The 17,598-nt window shown below is 68.1% G+C and carries 13 protein-coding genes and 3 pseudogenes; 8 read left to right on the top strand and 8 right to left on the bottom strand.

What is annotated here, in order from left to right:
* The first annotated feature begins 240 nt into the window (after positions 1-240).
* Positions 241-1,311: an IS110 family RNA-guided transposase gene (locus ACSMXO_RS11105; protein WP_455417618.1), complete on the top strand. Its 1,071-nt coding sequence runs from the start codon at positions 241-243 to the stop codon at positions 1,309-1,311.
* 389 nt (positions 1,312-1,700) lie between these two features.
* Here the strand turns inward: ACSMXO_RS11105 and ACSMXO_RS11110 are convergent, their stop codons facing one another.
* A complete protein-coding gene (locus ACSMXO_RS11110) occupies positions 1,701-2,672 on the bottom strand; it encodes an MBL fold metallo-hydrolase (RefSeq protein WP_455417619.1) in 972 nt (323 codons plus the stop codon).
* A gap of 553 nt (positions 2,673-3,225) precedes the next feature.
* Here ACSMXO_RS11110 and ACSMXO_RS11115 point away from each other — a divergent pair.
* Complete coding sequence (locus ACSMXO_RS11115) at positions 3,226-3,579, top strand: YybH family protein (protein WP_346263783.1); 354 nt, start codon at positions 3,226-3,228, stop codon at positions 3,577-3,579.
* Positions 3,580-3,738: 159 nt separating this feature from the next.
* Here the strand turns inward: ACSMXO_RS11115 and ACSMXO_RS11120 are convergent, their stop codons facing one another.
* From ACSMXO_RS11120 to ACSMXO_RS11130, 3 genes are read right to left on the bottom strand one after another with little or no spacing between them, the layout of a single operon-like run.
* Positions 3,739-4,041, bottom strand: a complete 303-nt coding sequence (locus tag ACSMXO_RS11120; RefSeq protein ID WP_346263784.1) for a muconolactone Delta-isomerase family protein — start codon at positions 4,039-4,041, stop codon at positions 3,739-3,741.
* Between the two features lie 17 nt (positions 4,042-4,058).
* Positions 4,059-4,412 (bottom strand): TetR family transcriptional regulator C-terminal domain-containing protein, encoded by a 354-nt coding sequence (locus ACSMXO_RS11125; protein WP_455417620.1) that lies wholly within the window; start codon positions 4,410-4,412, stop codon positions 4,059-4,061.
* A gap of 33 nt (positions 4,413-4,445) precedes the next feature.
* Entirely contained in the window at positions 4,446-4,766 is a 321-nt protein-coding gene (locus ACSMXO_RS11130) for an integrase core domain-containing protein (protein ID WP_455417621.1), read from the bottom strand.
* Positions 4,767-4,789: 23 nt separating this feature from the next.
* On the opposite strand from ACSMXO_RS11130, the pseudogene ACSMXO_RS11135 reads away from it, so the two are divergent.
* Positions 4,790-5,198 (top strand): annotated as a pseudogene (locus ACSMXO_RS11135) (helix-turn-helix domain-containing protein); the annotation flags it as partial.
* Between the two features lie 623 nt (positions 5,199-5,821).
* Here the strand turns inward: ACSMXO_RS11135 and ACSMXO_RS11140 are convergent.
* Entirely contained in the window at positions 5,822-6,574 is a 753-nt protein-coding gene (locus ACSMXO_RS11140) for an SDR family NAD(P)-dependent oxidoreductase (protein ID WP_346263617.1), read from the bottom strand.
* A 107-nt stretch (positions 6,575-6,681) separates the two neighbouring features.
* Positions 6,682-6,906 (bottom strand): annotated as a pseudogene (locus tag ACSMXO_RS11145) (IS982 family transposase); the annotation flags it as partial.
* Positions 6,907-6,964: 58 nt separating this feature from the next.
* Between ACSMXO_RS11145 and ACSMXO_RS11150 the strand changes: the two are divergent.
* The 5 genes from ACSMXO_RS11150 (at position 6,965) to ACSMXO_RS11170 (ending at position 15,949) form a co-directional block, all read left to right on the top strand.
* Positions 6,965-7,330 carry a dihydrofolate reductase family protein gene (locus ACSMXO_RS11150; protein WP_346263618.1) on the top strand — a complete coding sequence of 122 codons (366 nt, stop codon included), beginning with the start codon at positions 6,965-6,967 and terminating at the stop codon, positions 7,328-7,330.
* Positions 7,331-7,935: 605 nt separating this feature from the next.
* Complete coding sequence (locus tag ACSMXO_RS11155; protein WP_455417622.1) at positions 7,936-10,818, top strand: AfsR/SARP family transcriptional regulator; 2,883 nt, start codon at positions 7,936-7,938, stop codon at positions 10,816-10,818.
* Between the two features lie 253 nt (positions 10,819-11,071).
* Complete coding sequence (locus tag ACSMXO_RS11160) at positions 11,072-13,081, top strand: VWD domain-containing protein (RefSeq protein ID WP_455417623.1); 2,010 nt, start codon at positions 11,072-11,074, stop codon at positions 13,079-13,081.
* A gap of 263 nt (positions 13,082-13,344) precedes the next feature.
* Positions 13,345-15,366: a serine protease gene (locus ACSMXO_RS11165; RefSeq protein ID WP_455417624.1), complete on the top strand. Its 2,022-nt coding sequence runs from the start codon at positions 13,345-13,347 to the stop codon at positions 15,364-15,366.
* Between the two features lie 169 nt (positions 15,367-15,535).
* Positions 15,536-15,949, top strand: a complete 414-nt coding sequence (locus tag ACSMXO_RS11170) for an ArsR/SmtB family transcription factor (RefSeq protein ID WP_455417625.1) — start codon at positions 15,536-15,538, stop codon at positions 15,947-15,949.
* Here ACSMXO_RS11170 and ACSMXO_RS11175 read toward each other — a convergent pair.
* Both ACSMXO_RS11175 and ACSMXO_RS11180 read right to left on the bottom strand, forming a co-directional pair.
* On the bottom strand, positions 15,858-16,664 hold the full coding sequence (locus ACSMXO_RS11175; RefSeq protein WP_455417626.1) for an alanine--tRNA ligase-related protein: 807 nt from the start codon (positions 16,662-16,664) through the stop codon (positions 15,858-15,860). The two genes, ACSMXO_RS11170 and ACSMXO_RS11175, sit on opposite strands and share 92 nt — an antisense overlap.
* 333 nt (positions 16,665-16,997) lie before the next feature.
* Positions 16,998-17,534, bottom strand: a pseudogene (locus ACSMXO_RS11180) (IS701 family transposase); the annotation flags it as partial.
* Positions 17,535-17,598: the final 64 nt, after the last annotated feature.

Consider the following 17,598-nt stretch of genomic DNA (forward strand, 5'->3'; position numbering starts at 1 on the left):
ACGGCTGCACTGATTTGGCCCGACTGATGTCACTCCTGAAGTCGTGGACGTTGTTGGGGGAGCAGATTGGGAGCAGGTCTGCGCTCCCGCGGGCGTCGACCGGCGCTCAACCGCTCTGACCTGCACGTATCGGCTCCGGGTCGACCTGCGGCCTTCGCGTCGTCGCTGGTCGGAGCGTTGGTCGGTGTTCCTTGATGGCATGAAGGAGCGGGGCCTCGCTCCTTCATGACTCCCGGCGGGATGCTCGGGGTGCTCACGTCAGACGACGAAGGAGGCCCCACCATGGAGGCAGAGTACGACGGCCCGCAGGTTGTGGGTATCGATCTGCATCGGCGTCGGTCGGTGCTCGTGCGGATGACCGAGGCCGGCGAACGGCTGGACAGCGTCCGTATCGACAACGATCCGATGGCACTCGCGGCGGAAATCGCAAAGGCCGGCGAGCATCCCCAGGTTGTGCTGGAAGCCGCTTACGGCTGGTACTGGGCGGCCGATGTCCTGACCGATGCCGGCGCCCAGGTGCACCTGGCGCACCCGCTGGGGGTGAAGGGGTTCGCTTACCGGCGGGTCAAGAACGACGTCCGGGACGCGGCGGATCTGGCGGACTTGCTGCGGATGGGCCGACTGCCCGAGGCCTGGATTGCCCCGCCCGCGATCCGCGAGCTGCGGGAGCTGGTGCGGCACCGGGCCAAGCTGGTCGCCTGGCGCAGCGGATTGAAAGCATCCGTGCACGCGGTACTGGCCAAACAGGGCCTGCACCCGCACGTCTCGGATCTCTTCGGCGTCGCCGGCCGGCGGTGGCTCACCACCGCTCCGCTGGACGCGGCGTATCGGCTGCGCGTCAACTCACTACTCCGGCTGATCGACGGCATCGACTTCGAGATCAGCGCGGTCGCCGGACCGTTGCGCGCGGCCCTGGCCGGTCACGCCGGGTTCCGGGCCGTGCAGAAAGTGCCCGGCGTGGGCTCCACTCTCGCCGCGATCTTCGTCGCCGAGATCGGCGACGTGACCCGCTTCGGCGCCCCGGCGCACCTGGCGTCGTGGGCCGGGCTGACGCCGAAGCACCGTGAGTCCGAAACCGTGATACGACGTGGACCGATCACCAAACAAGCCTCGACTCTGGTGCGGTGGGCCGCGGTCGCAGCCGCCCAGGGCGCCCGCAACGCCGACTGGCTCACCGAGACCCATACCCGGATCGCCGAACGGCGAGGCCGCAACATCGCCACCGTCGCGGTGGCCCGCAAACTGCTCACCTACGTCTACTACGGCCTCCGCGACGGGCACATCCGCGCCCTGGCGAAAGTGGCGGCGTGAGCGGGCTCGGACGTGACCGGACGCGGGTCGTTCTGTGTCTGACCCCCGTCGGCCGGCGGTGTGGTCGCCTGCTTGATTGACCCCGTCCGGTCACGGTCGTACATCACCATGCCCCCCGTCGGCGGGGCGGATGGATGACCGGCAGCCGAGCCCTCGGCCTGCCCTTCCGGCATCACCCGGAACCTGGCGATCACGACCACACCCCACACCATTACCGCCACAGAACAGGAGGCGGCACACCAACGCGCCCACGCCCACCCTCAACACCGAACCAACCAGCCCAAAACCCCCGACTTGACCGACCCCACTCCTTCATGGATGACACAGAGGGGTGCCAGATGAGTAAGCCTGGAGGTGGCCTCTGCCGGCCAGGTTGTACGAGGGCAAACTCATGGGACGATGCCGAATGGGCCCATGCTGTTGTAGTCCAGGCGTAGGGCTTCGGCCATCGTCCAGGCGTTCGGCAGTGTGAACAGATCTGCGCCGCCTAGGCGCTCTTTCCATCGTGGTACGAGGTCGTCGGCGGCTTTGGCGGCCACGGCGTCTAGGTAGGATTTGAAAACGGCCCAGGCGTTGGCGGTATCGATTGGGGCCATGATCTCGTTCAGGTCGACCGAGGAGAGTGCTGCTTCGGTAGTGGAACGTAGGTCGTTTATGTATTCGATCTGGGTTCTTACATCGTCCGGGGTGCCGGGTCGGTTGACGTGCCCGCCGATTAGCTTTTCGAACGGGTAGGTGAGTGCCTGCTCGTGGGCGTTGACGTAGCCGGGGATGTTCGCGGAGACCGCGAGGTTCGAGAAGGGCACCCAGCCGGGGAAGATTACGTCTACGAGCATTAGGACGCGTTGCTTCGGGGCGAAGATGAAGATGTTTCCTTCGGCGTGGTTGGGGCCCTTGTAGTCGAGTTGCAGGCTGTGGTCTCCTGCGTCGATCGTCAGGGTGTCGTCGAATACATGTGTCGGCATGGGGCGGTTCGGGTCGTCGAGTAATTTGAGCCGTTCCGCGGTGATCCGGTGGGCGTAGCGTGGCACGTCGTCGGGGTAGACCGAGATCGCTCCGACGTGGTCGGAGTGCTGGTGGCTGTAGACGACGTGGGTGATGGGGCGGTTGGTTACGCTGCCGATTGCTCGGAGGATGTTGTGGCCGAGGGTGGGTGGCGCGTCGACGGCGATGACGCCCTCGTCCGTGACCACGAACATCATGTTGTACATGCCCTCACCGAGGAAGAAGACGCCGTCGGCGATCTCCTGCAGGGCATAGCCGGCTTTGGAGTTCTCGGGCCCTTGGGCGGCCTGCGGCACGGGGGCCATGGGCATCTTGCGCGTTCGCTCGGCGGCGTCGGAGTACGGGGTCGTCGACATGTCTGATCCTCTCCCTGACGATCGCCACTGGGCCTGCGCACGGACCCGCCAGGGATCGGTGTTCGGCACGCTCCCGCCTGGTGGAGTACGGGCCACGCTCGTCGAGCATTCAGGCGAGCGTCGCGTCCCGCAGCCGTTTGGCCCCCATCTCACCCTCGTGAGGGAAGGAAGACGCCTTTTGGCCGGCGCGCCCCAACGTCGGGAGGGTGTGCCTCAAAGTTCGTCACACCATGGCCACTCACTGGAAGCAACCTGGCTCGTTACATCGTGGCGTGGCTGTTCGATGACACGGCTATGTGTAGTAGACCGGTTGACAACATATCCCACAGCCGGGAGCTGCTGGTTTCGGTTGGGCGCGCGTACTGGGACAACCAGCTGGGCGACTGCCGACGAGAGCGCCCTGCGCGACTTGGGTGCCGAGTTGGCTCGCTGCGCTTCCGGCCTGTCTGGGACGTGGCTTCCGGCCTATTTGGGGCGCGCCCCGGTCTCCAGCAACAGGACTCCACATCGACAACGAGGAGAGACGAGGCCCGGAAATATGACGAGTGAGCCGATGGAAGAAGTGCTGGCCCGCTGGAAGGCGGCGTTCGACGGCCACCAGGTGGACGCCATGGCCGACCTGTTCACTCCGGATGCCCTCTTCCAGGGCTTCGGGCCCGAGGTCGTGGTCGGCCGAGACGCGGTGCACGACTATTACGAGTCGGTGCCTGATAACCGCGATGCCGAGGTGACCCTGCTACACACGTACACGATCGGGCAGGAAGTAGCCGGGGGGTTCGCGGACGTCACTTTCCGGGACCCGACAGGTTGGGAGGCCCCGGTGCACCTGTCGCTGGTCCTTCAACTCAGCGGAGGTACCTGGCGGATCCGCCAGTACCACGTGTCCCGGATCAGCAAGGAGCACTGACCTTGATCGGCGCCGCAGCGCTCCGGCGCCGCAGCGTTCCGGCGCCGCAGCGCCGCAGTGCCGTGCGGCCGTCCTCATCAAGGTGCTCCTGGCCATGAGGCGCGACGAGCCATCGCGCGTCGCAAACAGTGGCAGCGGGTGCCGGATCATGTGGGCCGGTCACGTGGGCGCGTCGGCTTTGCCCGGGTCGTTGGGGTGGGGCTCCACCTCGGTGATGGCGGGTGTCATCCACGGGCGCAGCGGCAGAGTCCCGAGTACCTTTTCGTGCAGCTCGGCCTCGTTGGCTGCGCGCCACAGCCCGATGCTGCGCAACTCGCCGACGGGGCGCCACAGCCGCACCAGGTGACCGGCTGCGGCCAGTTCCCCGGCACGGACCTTTTCGGCGGCACGGCGTCGATCGACCTCGGCCGGGTCAGTGCCCTCTGGGACGTTCGTGACGAGCTCCACCAGAAACTCTTTCATACCCGTACTCCATCTGGTCAGTTCGCCGCCGGTTGCGCCTGCGGTGGCACCTGCGGTTGCGCCTGCACCTGCAACAGGTCCAGGCAATTACCCCACAAAGCATCGAGTTGCGTTGGATCGTTGAGCAGTTTCGCGAGCAGCACGCGTCCCTCGATCTGGGCGACGATGGACCGTGCGGCGTCGTGCGGGTCGACCGAAGCGCTGGCCTGGCCAAGGTCTTTCGCCTCGACGACCACCCGCTCGATCAGGTCGATCTGCCTCGAAGATCTCCTGGAGCCGGCTGCGGATCTCCGCGGCCTGGCTGCTGACTTCCAGGGCGAGGTTGCCGAACAGGCACCCGACGACCAGGCCAGCCTTCTGCTGCCCGGCACGCTGAGGCTCCCCCCGGGATGTGGACACCGGGTTTACGCCGCGACTTGATGCAGCGTAGTGGGTGTGAGGATCTGTTCGTAGTCGGCAGGGCTGAGGTAGCCGAGTGCGGAGTGGCGGCGTCGGTGGTTGTAGAAGGCGATCCAGCGGAAGACGTCCCGGCGGGCGTCGGCCTCGGTGGCCCAGCGGCGGTGGTCGACGTCGAGTTCGCGTTTGAGGGTGGCGAAGAACGCCTCGGCCAGGGCGTTGTCGTACGACGAGCCGATGCGTCCCATCGCGCGGCGGATGCCGTGCCGTTGGCAGGCCTCGGCGAAGTCGCTACTGGTGTACTGGGCGGATTCAACCGGTCGTCGCAATACCTCGTCGGAGAGGTGGAGCGATGGCGTGCGGGCCGAGGCAGAAGCAGGTTCGGGAGTATCGGGGTCAGATGCCTTCGCCGGGGCGTCCGACGGTGGCGTGGCGTGAGGACCGGGTCAAGTTCTGGGCTGCGATCCGATCCGGTGTGATGACTGAGGACGCGGCCTCGGCGGCTGGCGTGTCCTCGCCGGTCGGGATCCGGTGGTTCCGGCACGCTGGCGGCGTGAAGCCTGCGTTGCCGCCGACGGTGTCGGGCCGATATCTGTCGTTCAGTGAACGCGAGGACATCGCGCTGTCGCGGGCGCAGGGCATCGGTGTTCGGGAGATCGCACGCCGCCTCGGCCGGGACCCATCGACGATCTCGCGGGAGTTACGGCGCAACGCCTCGACCAGGACGTACCGGTTGGACTACAAGGCTTCGACCGCGTCCCAGGTCTGCCATCCACACGAGCGCGGCCCTCGCACGCCGCTCACGCAACCATCCCGGACGGCTAAGCACCGTCTTGAAAAGTGGGAACGTGTTGTTGTCCCAGACGTCCGCGATTCGGGCGACAGCCTGCCGATCGAAGTAGCGACCATCGGCCGTTAGTTCCCCGATCCGGGCCACCGACCGGTCTAGCAGCGCGGCGAACATCAACATGGCAGAAGACCCGGTCATGACCACGAAGCCTAAGGACGACCCGACACGCCCGTCCAAACCACGGGCCTCGAACCCGACTCATCCGCGATCACGCCCTCTCATCCGAGCCAGGAGCGTGCGCCGGAGGCCCAACAGGGCCCCTGCGACACTGTAGCGACGTCAGGGATCTCGGTATCCGAACGACCGCCAGGCGCTGGTCCTGCACCGGTTCGTTCACCGGCGACGACGGAACCCACATTCCGTCCGTGGCGCCAAAGACATCTGCCTCGCTCTCGACATCGACGCCGCTCCAAAACACGTCGAAGGCACCCGCGCAAAGCTGAAACGCCTGGTCAGCCGCAACATACTCACGGAGAGTCAGCCCGGAATATTCACGCTCGCCCTGAAACGGGCCTAATCTCCGTAACCGCCCTCTCAGGTCGCGAGGGCCCCGCCGTCCACGGGGAGGAGTACACCGTGGATGTGTGACGCGTCTTCACTGGCAAGGAAGATCACAGCCGCGGCGGTATCCTGCACGCTGCCCGTACGCCTGTCCGGGTTGTTCTCGGCGAGCTTCTCCAGGAGGGGGCGGAGGTCTTCGTTCCCCTCCGTGATGGTGGGTCCGGGGGCGACGGTGTTCACCCGCACGCCGTCGGCGGCCAACTCCGCGGCCCACGACCTCGTCAGCGAGTGCAGGCCTGCCTTGCTGGCACCGTACAGCGAGGTGAACTTGATTCCCTCTACGCCGCCGATCGAGCCTATGTTGATCACCGATCCGCCGCCGTGCTCCACCATCGCGGGCACCAGGGCCGCCGTCAGAAGGAACGGGGCCTTGATGTTGACCTCCAGCACCTGGTCGATCTGTTCCTCGGTCGACTCTGTCATGGGGTGAGGCGGCACGAGAAAGGCCGCATTGTTGACCAGGATGTCGATCGGCCGACCCGCCAGGGCCGTCGCCTCCTGTGCAAGGCGGCGGACCTCGGAGCCACCCGCAGAGAGGTCTGCCTCGACGAAGTGGGCGATGCCGCCCTCCGCGACGATTCCGTCGACGATCTGAGCACCGCGCTCCGAGCCAAGTCCGGTCACGACGACGATGGCGCCCTCGCGGGCCATCGCCTCCGCCACACCGCGCCCAATTCCGCTCGTCGAGCCCGTGACCAGTGCAGCGCGCCCCTCGAGACGATTCATGCGATTCATGCCAGTACCTCCGGTCGTTGCGGCGATGTCGATGGACGCGGGACGGCTAAACCTCTCGTCGAACCCATCCAAAGTTGCTTGCCCAAGCAAGTATCCAGCGACTGCGACGCACAGTAACCGTACTGGGCCCAGCCGGCCAGGTCCGAGCGTTTGGCCGTCTCCCTCGAGCAGCCGCAGCCAACAGGCGTCGAGTCGACCACCCACACGTCGTCGCTCCACAGCGAGGTGTCGGTCGCCAGCATGCGGATCATGCAAGTGATCAGTCCGGACGCGGCCCGTAGCCGCTTGTTGTAGCCGGCCTGCTGGGGCGGATACGGGAACAGGTGGCGGAAGTCGCGGCTTGCGCGGCGGATGGCACGAGGACCCCGAGTGGAAGGGCGCGTGAGTGTCAACCCGCCGTTTCACACACCGCGCTTCGTCCTCACCCATCATCCGCGCCCGTCGATCGAGATGGCGGGCGGCACGACCTTCCATTTCATCGACGCCTCGCCGGCCGAGGCGCTCCAGACGGCCCGCGCGGCTGCGGGCGGCCTGGACGTACGCATCGGCGGAGGTCCCACCGTGATCCGTGACTTCCTCGCTGCCGGGCTCGTCGACCACATGCACATCGTGGTGGTCCCGATCCTGCTCGGCCGAGGCGTACGCCGCTGGGACGGATTGGAGGGCATCGAGAAGGACTACCAGGTCGAGGCCACCTCCTCGCCCAGCGGAGTCACCCATGTGACGTTCACCCGTGCGGGTGCCTGAACCGCCCCGGTCGAGAAGCCGGGACGGGGCCGCTGCCGGGGGTGGCTGGTCGACCGGGACCCAGCTGACCGTGGAACCGCACATGATCGGCGTACCGGAGCGCATGCGAGTGACGTGCCCGGCGGTCGCCGGACCCGCGCGAGCGAAGCGAGCGCCTTAACTGGGCCGGATGGAAGGGGAAGCGCCGTGACCACGATGCTGGAGTTCGGTGCCGACTACTTCTTCAGCCTCAACCGGTACGTGTTCTGCGCTACCCGCTGATCCGCGGGACCAGGGAGCGCGGGATGTCCCGGGACTTGTCGTCGTCAGGGCCGCCGCCACGCGTGCCCGGGCGGGTCGCCGCTGATCGCGACCACCGGTCGTCCCGACGTCGACGACCTCGTTTCCCGCGCCGTCCAGATCGTCCACGAGTCTCCACCACGCCGGTCGTAGCGGATCGGCCCCAGGTAGCGACTCTCAGCCATGAAGTAGGCACACACGGCTTCTCCGCGGTGCGACAATCGCCCGGGAGGCGTGGCGCGTTTCTGAATGGACGAGCCGCCCGCGAGCCGGGGTCAGCTCGGGGTACGGCGAGTTCGCTCCGATAGCGGACCAGGGTGGGCTGCGTGAGGTTTCGGGTGCTGGGACCGATGGAAGTCCAGCTCGACGGTGGCCGGATGGAGCTGGCCGGGTCACGGGAGCAGCGGATCCTCGCGGCCCTGCTGCTCGACACCTGTCAGGTCGTGCCGGTGTCGCGACTGGTCGAGGCGCTCTGGGACGATCGGCCCCCGCCGACCGCGGTCAAGGCCGTTCGCAACTGCGTGTCGACGCTGCGGGGGCGGTTGGCCAGCATGTCTGGACCGGCCGTGCTGATCGCCACCGAGCCAGGCGGGTACGCGCTGCGGATCCGGGACGACGACGTCGACCTGCGGGTCTTCGCCGACCGGGTACGCGCGGGCCGGTCCCTGGCCACGGAGGGGAACCTCGCCGGCGCGGTCACGAAGCTACGGCAGGCGCTGGCGCTGTGGCGCGGGCCAGCCTTCACCGGGGTGACCGGGCGGCTGATCGAGACGACTGCGGCCCGGCTGGACGAGGAGCGCCGCAGGCTGCAAGAGGAGTGCCTGTCGCACGAGCTCGCGCTGGGGCGTGGGCCAGAGCTGGTCGACGAGATCGCCGCGCTGATCGCGGAGGAACCGCTGCGGGAACGGGCGCAGGGACAGCTCATGCTCGCCCTGTATCGCGCGGGCCGCCGAGCCGAGGCGCTGGACGTGTACCAACGGGCGCGGCGGCTGCTGGTCCGGGAAGTTGGCATCGAGCCGGGACCGGAGCTGACCGAGTTGCACCGGGCGATTCTCGACGGCGATCGGCGGCTGGGCTCGGTACCGACGATTACCCCGCTCCTGCGGCCGATGCCCGGCCCGCAGCCCCGGCCAGCGCCCGTGCATCCGGTTCCGGCGCAACTGCCGGCGCAGCCGTACGCCTTCACGGGCCGTACCGCGCAGCTCGCCGAGATACTCGGTCTGCTGGAGGCGGCCACCCGATCAGGCACGACGGCGCTGGCGATGCTGTCGGGGACCGCCGGAGTGGGAAAGACGGCGTTGGCCGTCCACTTCGCCCGCCGGGTCGCCGAGCGGTTTCCCGATGGACAGTTGTACGTTGACCTGCGGGGATACCACCCGACTGGTTCTGTGCTGGATCCCGGCGAGGCGGTACGCGGATTCTTGGACGCGTTCGGCGTACCGGCTCGGCAGCTACCGGCCGGTGCCGCCGCTGCGTCGGCCCTGCTGCGTACCCTCCTGGCGGGTCGCCGGGTGCTGATGGTGCTGGACAACGCCCGTGACGCCGAACAGGTCCGGCCACTGCTGCCCGGCGGTCCCGGCTGTCTCACGCTGGTCACCAGCCGCAGTCGGCTGACCGGTTTGGTCGCCAGCGACGGCGCGCATCCACTCACGCTCGGGCTGCTTTCGTCCGACGAGGCGCACCAGTTGCTGACCCGCCGGCTCGGTACGGCGCGGGTGGCCGCCGAGCCACAGGCGGTGGCGGCCATCGTCACCCGGTCCGCCGGACTCCCCCTAGCCCTGGCGATCGTGGCCGCCCGGGCGGCGAGCCATCCCACCTTCCCGCTGTCCGCGATTGCGCAGGAGCTGGAGAAGGCACGCGGCGGGTTGGACGCGTTCACCGGGATCGATGCCAGCACCGACGCACGGTCCGTCTTCTCCTGGTCGTATCAGACCCTGACCGGGCCGGCGGCGCGGCTGTTCCGGCTACTCAGCCTGCACCCCGGCCCGGACCTGGACCTGCTCGCGGCGGCCAGCCTCGCCGGTGTCCCAGCACATCTGGCGCGCGCGCCGTTGGCCGAACTGGCGCACGCGCACCTGATCGCGGAGCACACCCCCGGCCGGTACGCGATGCACGACCTGCTCCGGGCGTATGCGGGGGAACGCGCGCGCGGCGAGGAGACCGAATCCGGGCGGCGGGCCGCGACTCGCCGGATGTTCGACCACTACCTGTACGGCGCCCACACGGCGGACGTCCGGCTGTACCCGCACCGCGACTCGATCCGCCTGCCGGACCGGTCCGACGAGGTCACCACGGTGGAGATCAGCGACCGCGAGTCGGCGTGGGCCTGGTTCAGCGCGGAGCACCCGGTCCTGCTCAGTCTCACCCGGCAGCCCGCCAGTGCCGGGCACGAGACCCACGTGTGGCAGTTGGGGTGGTCCCTGACCACATTCCTGGACCGCCGTGGCCACTGGCACGACCAGGCTCTCGTGCAACATGCCGCACTCCAGGCGGCTCGCCGGCTGCGGGACCGGGACGGCCAGGCCCGGGCCTACCGCAATCTCTCGGTGGCGGACCTGCGGTTGGGGCGGCACACCGAGGCTCGCCTACACCTGCGGCGCGCGCTGCGGCTCTACCGCGTGCTCGGCGACCTCGTCGGTCAGGCGCGCACCCTGCTCAATCTGGGTACGGTCGCCGAACGCGCCCGCCGGCCGCGGCTCGCCCTGCGCTACGCCGAGCAGGCCCTGGGCCTGTTCCGCGCCGCCGGCCACCGGGCCGGCCAGGGAAACGCGCTGAACAACGTGGGCTGGTACCACATCCAGTTGGGTGACCACGAACAGGCGCTGCGCTGCTGTCGGGAGGCGCTACCGCTGCAGCAGGAGGTCGGCAACCGCTACTGGGAGGCGCACACCTGGGACAGCCTCGGGTACGCCCACCACCAACTGGGCCAGTACCCGCAGGCCACCGAGTGCTACCGCCGGGCCCTGACGCTCTGGCGTGAGGGAGGCGAACGCTACTACGAGGCCACCACCCTGACCCACATAGCTGACACCAGCTTCGCCGAGGGCCAGTCGCGGGCCGCGTACGACATCTGGCGGCGGGCCCTGGAGATCCTCACCGAGCTGGGGCACCCGGACGGCGAGAAGCTCCGGGAGAAATTGCGCGACGGCGGCCCGACCCCGCCAGACCGATCTCCTGGCGACGCAGGCGGGCGACACCTGTCCCGTTGAACGCGAGTGGCGCGCGGATCGAGCGTCTGCACGGCAGACAGACCGCCACGGCCGACGGGCGAGCCCGTGGATGGGGTGTGGACGATCCGTGGACGCTCACGCCGAGACTGATGGTGCGCCGCAATCGGTGAGCGCGTGAAAAGCGAGAAGGGAATCCTTTGGCGAAGCTGCCCTCTGGCGGCTGCCACGGCTCTGGTCTCCAGGGCAATCCACCATTGCAAATGCCTCGCGATCGCCTGACGCCCAGCCAGGTGTGGAGGCCCGGCCCTACCCAAACGATGCCGGCGACCGTAGGGAGAGGAAGACGATGCGGTTATCACCACGAATATGCGGAGCAAGACGCAGGTTGGCGAATGTCACGCTATTGGTGATCCTGCTGTCGACAGCAGCACCGACCGGTGCGGCGGCGGGCGCGCCGGCTACGACGGAGAACCTTCAAGCCTGGCAGACGAAGATGGAGCAGGTGGCGGAGCCGTCGGCGACGGGGTGCTTCACTGCCCGCTATCCCAGGCTGGTCTGGCAGGAAACCGCCTGTGTGGCCGCGCCGGCCACCCCGATGGAACCCAGAATCCCCGGACCGACCCCGCTGTCGGTGGGCAGCTACGACCATCTCGTTGCGGAGAGCCCGACCGAGTCGATCTCCCGCGCGGAAGGGACGTTCGAGCAGGTGACCGGGGTGGCGAGCGTTCGCTCACCCATCGAGCTCGGCGGCCCGGACGTGATCAACGCCTACACGCTTCAACTCAACACCAACTACTTCACCACCCCGCTGTGCAATCCGGACAGCGACTCGTGCCAGGGATGGCAACAGTTCATATTCGCCAACGACGGTACCAGCGGCCTGCTGTTCATCGAGTACTGGCTGCTCAACTATGCCAGCGACGACACCACGCCATGCCCGGCCACCTGGAGCACGCACTCCACCCTCGGCGGAATCTCCTGCTACAAGGACACTCCGGCAAAATCTATACCAGTCAATACGCCGATCAAGGACATGAGCAAGTTCGCACTGACCGGTGACATCAGTAAGGCGGACGCCGAGGTCACCTTCACCCCCGATGCCGGGATCACCCTGCACGAGCAGAAGGGCCCGAAGATCCTCGACGTCGGGTCGGATTGGAAACAGGCCGAGTTCAACGTGTTCGGCTACGGCAACGGGACCCAGGCCACCTTCAACTCCGGCGCGTCAACTCGGGTCCGTACGAGGATCGACTACGGCGGGACCGTCGAGCCCAACTGCGTGACCGCCGGCTTCACCGCCGAGAGCAACAACCTCTTCCTGGGTGACCTCGCGACGAACCCGCCGGCCCCGCCCAAGGTCGGACCTCCGCCCGCCACCGCTGGCCCGGCTCTCATCTTCTACGAGAAGAGTGGATCGGGCATCCTGACCGCCGAATGCAGCAGGGCCGTGACTGTTGGCGACACCCATCAGGCCACGTTCGCCGGTCTGCTGTACGACTTCCAGGCGTCGGGCGACTTCGTCGAGGCGCAGGTCGGCCCCGCGTTCGAGGTCCAGAGCCGGAAGGTGTCCGGTGCGCCGAGCTGGCCCAACACCTCGGTCAACCGATCAGCCGCCGTCAGGATGGGCAACACCACGGTGGCGGTGTGCGAGGGAACGCGTCTGATCGTGGACGGGGCACCCGCCGCCCTGCCCCCGGGCGGGTCGGTGACCCTGCCCTCCGGGGTGCGGATCCAGCGCGCCGGAAACATTCATTACGTCAGAGACGCGTCCGGTAACGGGATGCGTGTCGAGTTGAGGGGCGCCTACATCGATCTGCACGTCGGTCTCGGCCGGTCGCCGACGACGGTGCGCGGCCTGTTGGGCAACCCCAACAACGACCCTACCCGGCTCGAAGCCAGGGACGGCGCCCAGTTCGTCGTGCCGAGCTCATTCAACACCCAGTTCTTCAACTTCCTGTACAACAGGTTCGGCCCCAGTTGGCGGGTCCCGGCCACCTCGTCGCTGCTCGCTCCCTGCAACACAGTCACCCCGGGCAACCCGACCGCGCCGTTCTTCGCCCGTGACCTGCCCTGGGAGCTGCGGCAGTCGGCGGAGTTGGGCTGCCGTCAGGCCGGGGTCGCGCAGGCATGGCTGGACACCTGCACCTTGGACGTCGCCGTGCTCGGCACGACGTCGGCCGCGGCCGTCTACGTCGGACGCAGGGCCCCGATCGTCGACGGTAACCGTACCCCGCCAGGTTGTTCACCGGCCGGCTGTCGAGAATCTCGCCACCCTTTGGCGCAGCCCGCTGAAAGCGATTAATGCCGGTAAGACACGCCGGGGATGCCCCAGTTGGCTGGGGCATCCCCCGCCACGGCTACGCCCGTGTCCGTGTCGATGGGGGCGCGGCAATCGCCGCCCCTCATCGTCACTCCGATTGCGGATCACCTGCCAGCGATTTCGGAGGTTCACCTGTGCTACCACGCGATGAGCACGACAACATCAGCCGTTCCGCGCGGGCCGGACGGCCACGGCGGTCTGCCAAATCGATCGGCCGAGGTGCCGCCGCCGCGCTGGTCGCGGTCATGGCACTGCCGGGCGCGGCCCAGGCCGACGTACCCAAGCCTGCGGAGCCAGCCCAGGTCCAACCCGCCTCCGGCGGCCAGACGCAGGACACCGATCCGGCGCCGAAGCCGCTGTTGCCGTCCCAGAAGGAGCCCGGCCCGAAGCCCCGACCGGACGGCCCGAGCACCAACATCGTCGGCGGATCCCCGGCCGCCGCGGGCGAGTTCCCCTACTTCGTATCGCTGCAAAGATCCACCGGGGGAGCCTTCTGCGGTGGCTCCCTCATGTCGACCACGAAGGTGCTCACCGCGGCACACTGCGTCGACGGCGGCGTGAACCCGGCCAGCCTCCAGGTCAGCATCGGCGGAACCACCCTGGTTCCCAGTAACGGCGTCGTCCGGAACATCGGCGCGGTCACGGTCCATCCGGACTGGGACCCGGACACTTTCCAGAACGACGTGGCGATCCTGACCCTGGCGACCCCCATCGTCCGGACCGACCCGGACGTGCAGTGGCTGCGGCTGGCGCGCGGCAACGAGCTCGGCCTGGTCGATCCGGGCGACACCTCGACGGTGATCGGCCACGGCCGCGTCTGCTCAGGCTGCGCGGCGTCGAACCAGCTCCTCAAGGTGGCGGTGCCCGTCCAGTCCGACGCGACGATGTCGACGGCGTACGGCGCGTCGTTCCACGGTCCGACAATGGTCGGCGCTGGTCCGCTCTCCGGGGGAGAGGACTCCTGCCAGGGCGACTCCGGCGGCCCACTGCTGATCACGTCGACCCCGCAGGACATCCAGATCGGCAACGTGAGCTGGGGCTTTGGCTGCGCCGAGCCCAACTACCCCGGCGTTTACGGCGAGCTCTACCAGGGCGCCATGGCGACCTTCGTCAACGGCCAGGTCTCCCGCCCGTCCCACGACCAGTTCACCGCCGCGGCCACGCTCGGCGGCAACTCCGGATCAGTCGTCGGTACCAATGAGAACGCCACGGTGGATCCGGCCGAACCAGCGGGCGAGACCACCGTCTGGTACAGCTGGACACCCACGGTCAGCGGCAACGCCAAGATCGCGGTCAACCAGCATGGTTTCGACTCGAAACTGCACGTCTACACCGGCTCGTCCTTGTCGGCACTGACGCAGGTGGCGTTCAACGACGACGCCAACGGCACGCTGCAGTCCGAGGTCGAGTTTCCCGCCGTGGCCGGCACCACGTACCGGGTGCGGGTGGACGGCTACGGATTCGACTATGGCAGGTACCGGCTCGGCTACGGCGTCAACCGGCCGGCCAACGACAACTTCGCCGGCTCCCAGTTGCTCACCAGCCCGTTCGGTACGGTCGCCGCGAGCACGGCCAACGCCACCGGAGAGGCCGGCGAGCCTAGCGAGGGGACGGGGTGGGCGGACGCGACACTGTGGTACACGTGGGTGGCGCCGGAGTCGGGCATCGCGCGTTTCACCACGTACGGATCCAAGTTCGACACCACTCTGGCCGCCTATACCGGTGACTTTCTGCCCGAGCTCATCGGGGCGGCACACAGCGACGACTTCAACGACACGTTACAGTCGTTGATCTCCTTCGCCGTGACGGCCACGTCGGTCTACCGGATCCAGGTGGGTGGCTACGACAGCCAACGGGGCGATCTCCGCCTTCAGTACAGCGTCAACCCGGAGGCCAACGACCTGTACTCCACCGGGCAGGTCATCAGCGGCGGCTCCGGAACGGTCGCCGGGTCGAACAACCGGGCCATCGCCGAGCCCGGTGAGCCGGCCTTCGAATCGACCCCCGAAACCAGCATCTGGTACCGCTGGACCGCGCCGAGCACAGGCACCGTCCAATTCCGTACATGTGGGTCAAACTTCGACACCACCCTGGCGGCAGCCACCGGCACGGCCATCACCGGGCTGACCGAGATCGCGTCGAACGACAACTCCACCTGCGGGTCTCAGTCGATCATCAGCTTTGCCGCGACGGCGGCGCAGACGTACTACATCTGGGTCGACGGGATCGACGCCGCCCGGGGCGACGTCGTGCTGTCCTGGAGCTGACGCCAGGAGGAAGCCACCGAACTGGCGCACGCCGGCGGTGTCGCGCGACCGTACGCGACACTGCCGGCGTGCCAGCTCAACCGGGGTTGGGGCCACCGGACACGCGCGGGCACCGACTAATCTGCAAAAGATGGTTTGTGCAAATGGTCTTTTGCGTTATGGCGAGGTCATGCCCGCTTCTCTCGTGGCGCCCGGCCCAGACCTGGACTCGGCCTTCGCCGCCCTCGGTGACCCCGTCCGTCGCGCCTTGGTGACTCGTCTCGCGCAGGGTGACGCCACGGTGGGAGAGCTCGCTGAGCCGTTCGACCTGACTCCACAGGCGATCTCCCACCACGTCGGTGTCCTGTGGCGGTGCAGCCTGGTCGAGCAGCGGCGCGAAGGCGCCAGACGCCCCTGCCGGCTGAGAGTCGATCAGCTGTCGCTGCTCGGCACCTGGATCGACGATCAGCGCCGCGCCTGGGACGACCGGCTCGACGCCCTTGAGCAGCACGTCAGCGGTGACGCACCACGTACCTGCGGCCCTCGTTGCCGGGCCGGACGCCCGCGGAGATCAGGAAGACCGCGGTCCGCAGGTGGTCGGTGACCAGGCGGTGCGCCGCCGGCTCGTCGTCCCGGCCCGTCGCCTCGCGGACCGCGCCCAGCGTCGGGCGCACGACATCGGTCTCCTGGAGGTTGCCGACGCCCTGCAGCAGCATCGCCAGCCGGTCCCGACCCAGGCCAGTGTCGATGTGCCGGCCGGGCAGGTCGCCGAGGATCTCCTCGTCGGTGCTCCCCCGCTGGTACTGCATGAACACGAGGTTCCACAGCTCGACGAAGCGCTCGCTGTCGACGGCCGGACCACCGTCGCGGCCGATCGCCGGGCCCCGGTCGTAGAAGATCTCCGAGGTCGGCCCGCTCGGACCGGGCACGCCCAGGCTCCAGAAGTTGTCCTCCGGACCGAGCCGCTGGATGCGCTGCGCGGGCACACCGAGGCCACGCCACAGGTCGACGCTCTCCTCGTCGCCATGGAGCACGGTCATCCAGAGCCGGTCCCGCTCCAGCCCGTAGCCACGCGTGAGCAGCTCCAGCGCCCACGCCATCGACTCGCGCTTGAAGTAGTCGGCGAACGCGAAGTTGCCGAGCATCTCGAACTCGGTCGCGTGCCGGTCGGTCAGCCCGATCCGGTCGATGTCGACCGTGCGGACGCAGCGCTGCGCCGTCATCAGCCGGGGTCGCGGCGGGCGGGAACCGCCCAGGAAATAGGGCTTGAACTGGACCATGCCCGCGTTGGTGAAGAGCAGGTCGCGCTCATCGGTCACGAGCGGACCGGGCGGCAGCTCGAGGTGGTCGAGGCTGCGGAAGAAAGTCGAGGAAGGTCGAACGTATCTGGTCGGATCGCATGATCTGTCGCCGTTTCGAGAGGACAGCTCGAACGCGCTCACGACCCCGGCTGTCGAAGTGGGGTCCTCACCGCGAAACGTCGCGAACGCGTGGGGTCGGTTGACGCACACACGCCGAGCCGGCACCGAGGATCAGGCGAGGACGCGGTCCTCGACGATCGGCTCGGCGCGACTAGCTCGCCGCACACCCACGCGCATGGATCAAGGATGACGCGCGCGGGCGGCCTAGACAACTCGATTAGTACTCCAACGTCACTTGATCGTCGGGCTGGCGTCGTGAGCAAGTCTGCGTTGGTAGTGGGATCGTCGGGCTCGGGCTTGGGATGTTCGTCGCCAGATCGACCAGTGCAGGGTGTGCGCTGGTGGTAGCGGCAGGGCAAGGACGAAGGCGTTGAGGAGCCGCCGGATCTCGGCGACGGTCAACGCGATGATCTTCGGGTCGGTGTCGGGCTGCTGCGCGGTGGTGGCGGCGAGGATGGTCAGGGCGGCCAGGGCGAGCATGGCCAGGGTGATGAACCGGTGCCAGCCGGTCCAGCCGCGGACCTGGTAGTGGTCCAGACCGGCCTGGCCTTTGCCGGTTTGGAACAGTTCCTCGATGCTCCAGCGGGAGCCGGCCACCCTTACGAGGGTGTGCAGCGGCACCGGGCGGGGTGACCAACACAGGTAGAAGGCCAGCTCGCCTGTGGTGCGGTTGCGGCGAATGAACAGCCACCGATACTCATCCGGCCGGGTGGCGGTGGTGATCCACGCCCACAGGTAGTCGCGGGGTCCTTTCGCCCCCGGCCCGCAATGCGCGTCCGCCGCCTGCCCGCTTGCACCTGCGGAGTCAGCCGGATCGCGCTGAGGCTCACGA

It is taken from the genome of Plantactinospora sp. DSM 117369 (assembly GCF_053764795.1).

Coding starts and splice junctions, on each gene's coding strand:
- ACSMXO_RS11110 (WP_455417619.1), bottom strand. CDS start 2,672: ATGTCGACGACCCCGTACTCCGACGCCGCCGAGCGAACGCGCAAGATG.
- ACSMXO_RS11140 (WP_346263617.1), bottom strand. CDS start 6,574: ATGAATCGTCTCGAGGGGCGCGCTGCACTGGTCACGGGCTCGACGAGC.
- ACSMXO_RS11115 (WP_346263783.1), top strand. CDS start 3,226: ATGGAAGAAGTGCTGGCCCGCTGGAAGGCGGCGTTCGACGGCCACCAG.
- ACSMXO_RS11120 (WP_346263784.1), bottom strand. CDS start 4,041: ATGAAAGAGTTTCTGGTGGAGCTCGTCACGAACGTCCCAGAGGGCACT.
- ACSMXO_RS11170 (WP_455417625.1), top strand. CDS start 15,536: ATGCCCGCTTCTCTCGTGGCGCCCGGCCCAGACCTGGACTCGGCCTTC.
- ACSMXO_RS11105 (WP_455417618.1), top strand. CDS start 241: ATGCTCGGGGTGCTCACGTCAGACGACGAAGGAGGCCCCACCATGGAG.
- ACSMXO_RS11165 (WP_455417624.1), top strand. CDS start 13,345: ATGGCACTGCCGGGCGCGGCCCAGGCCGACGTACCCAAGCCTGCGGAG.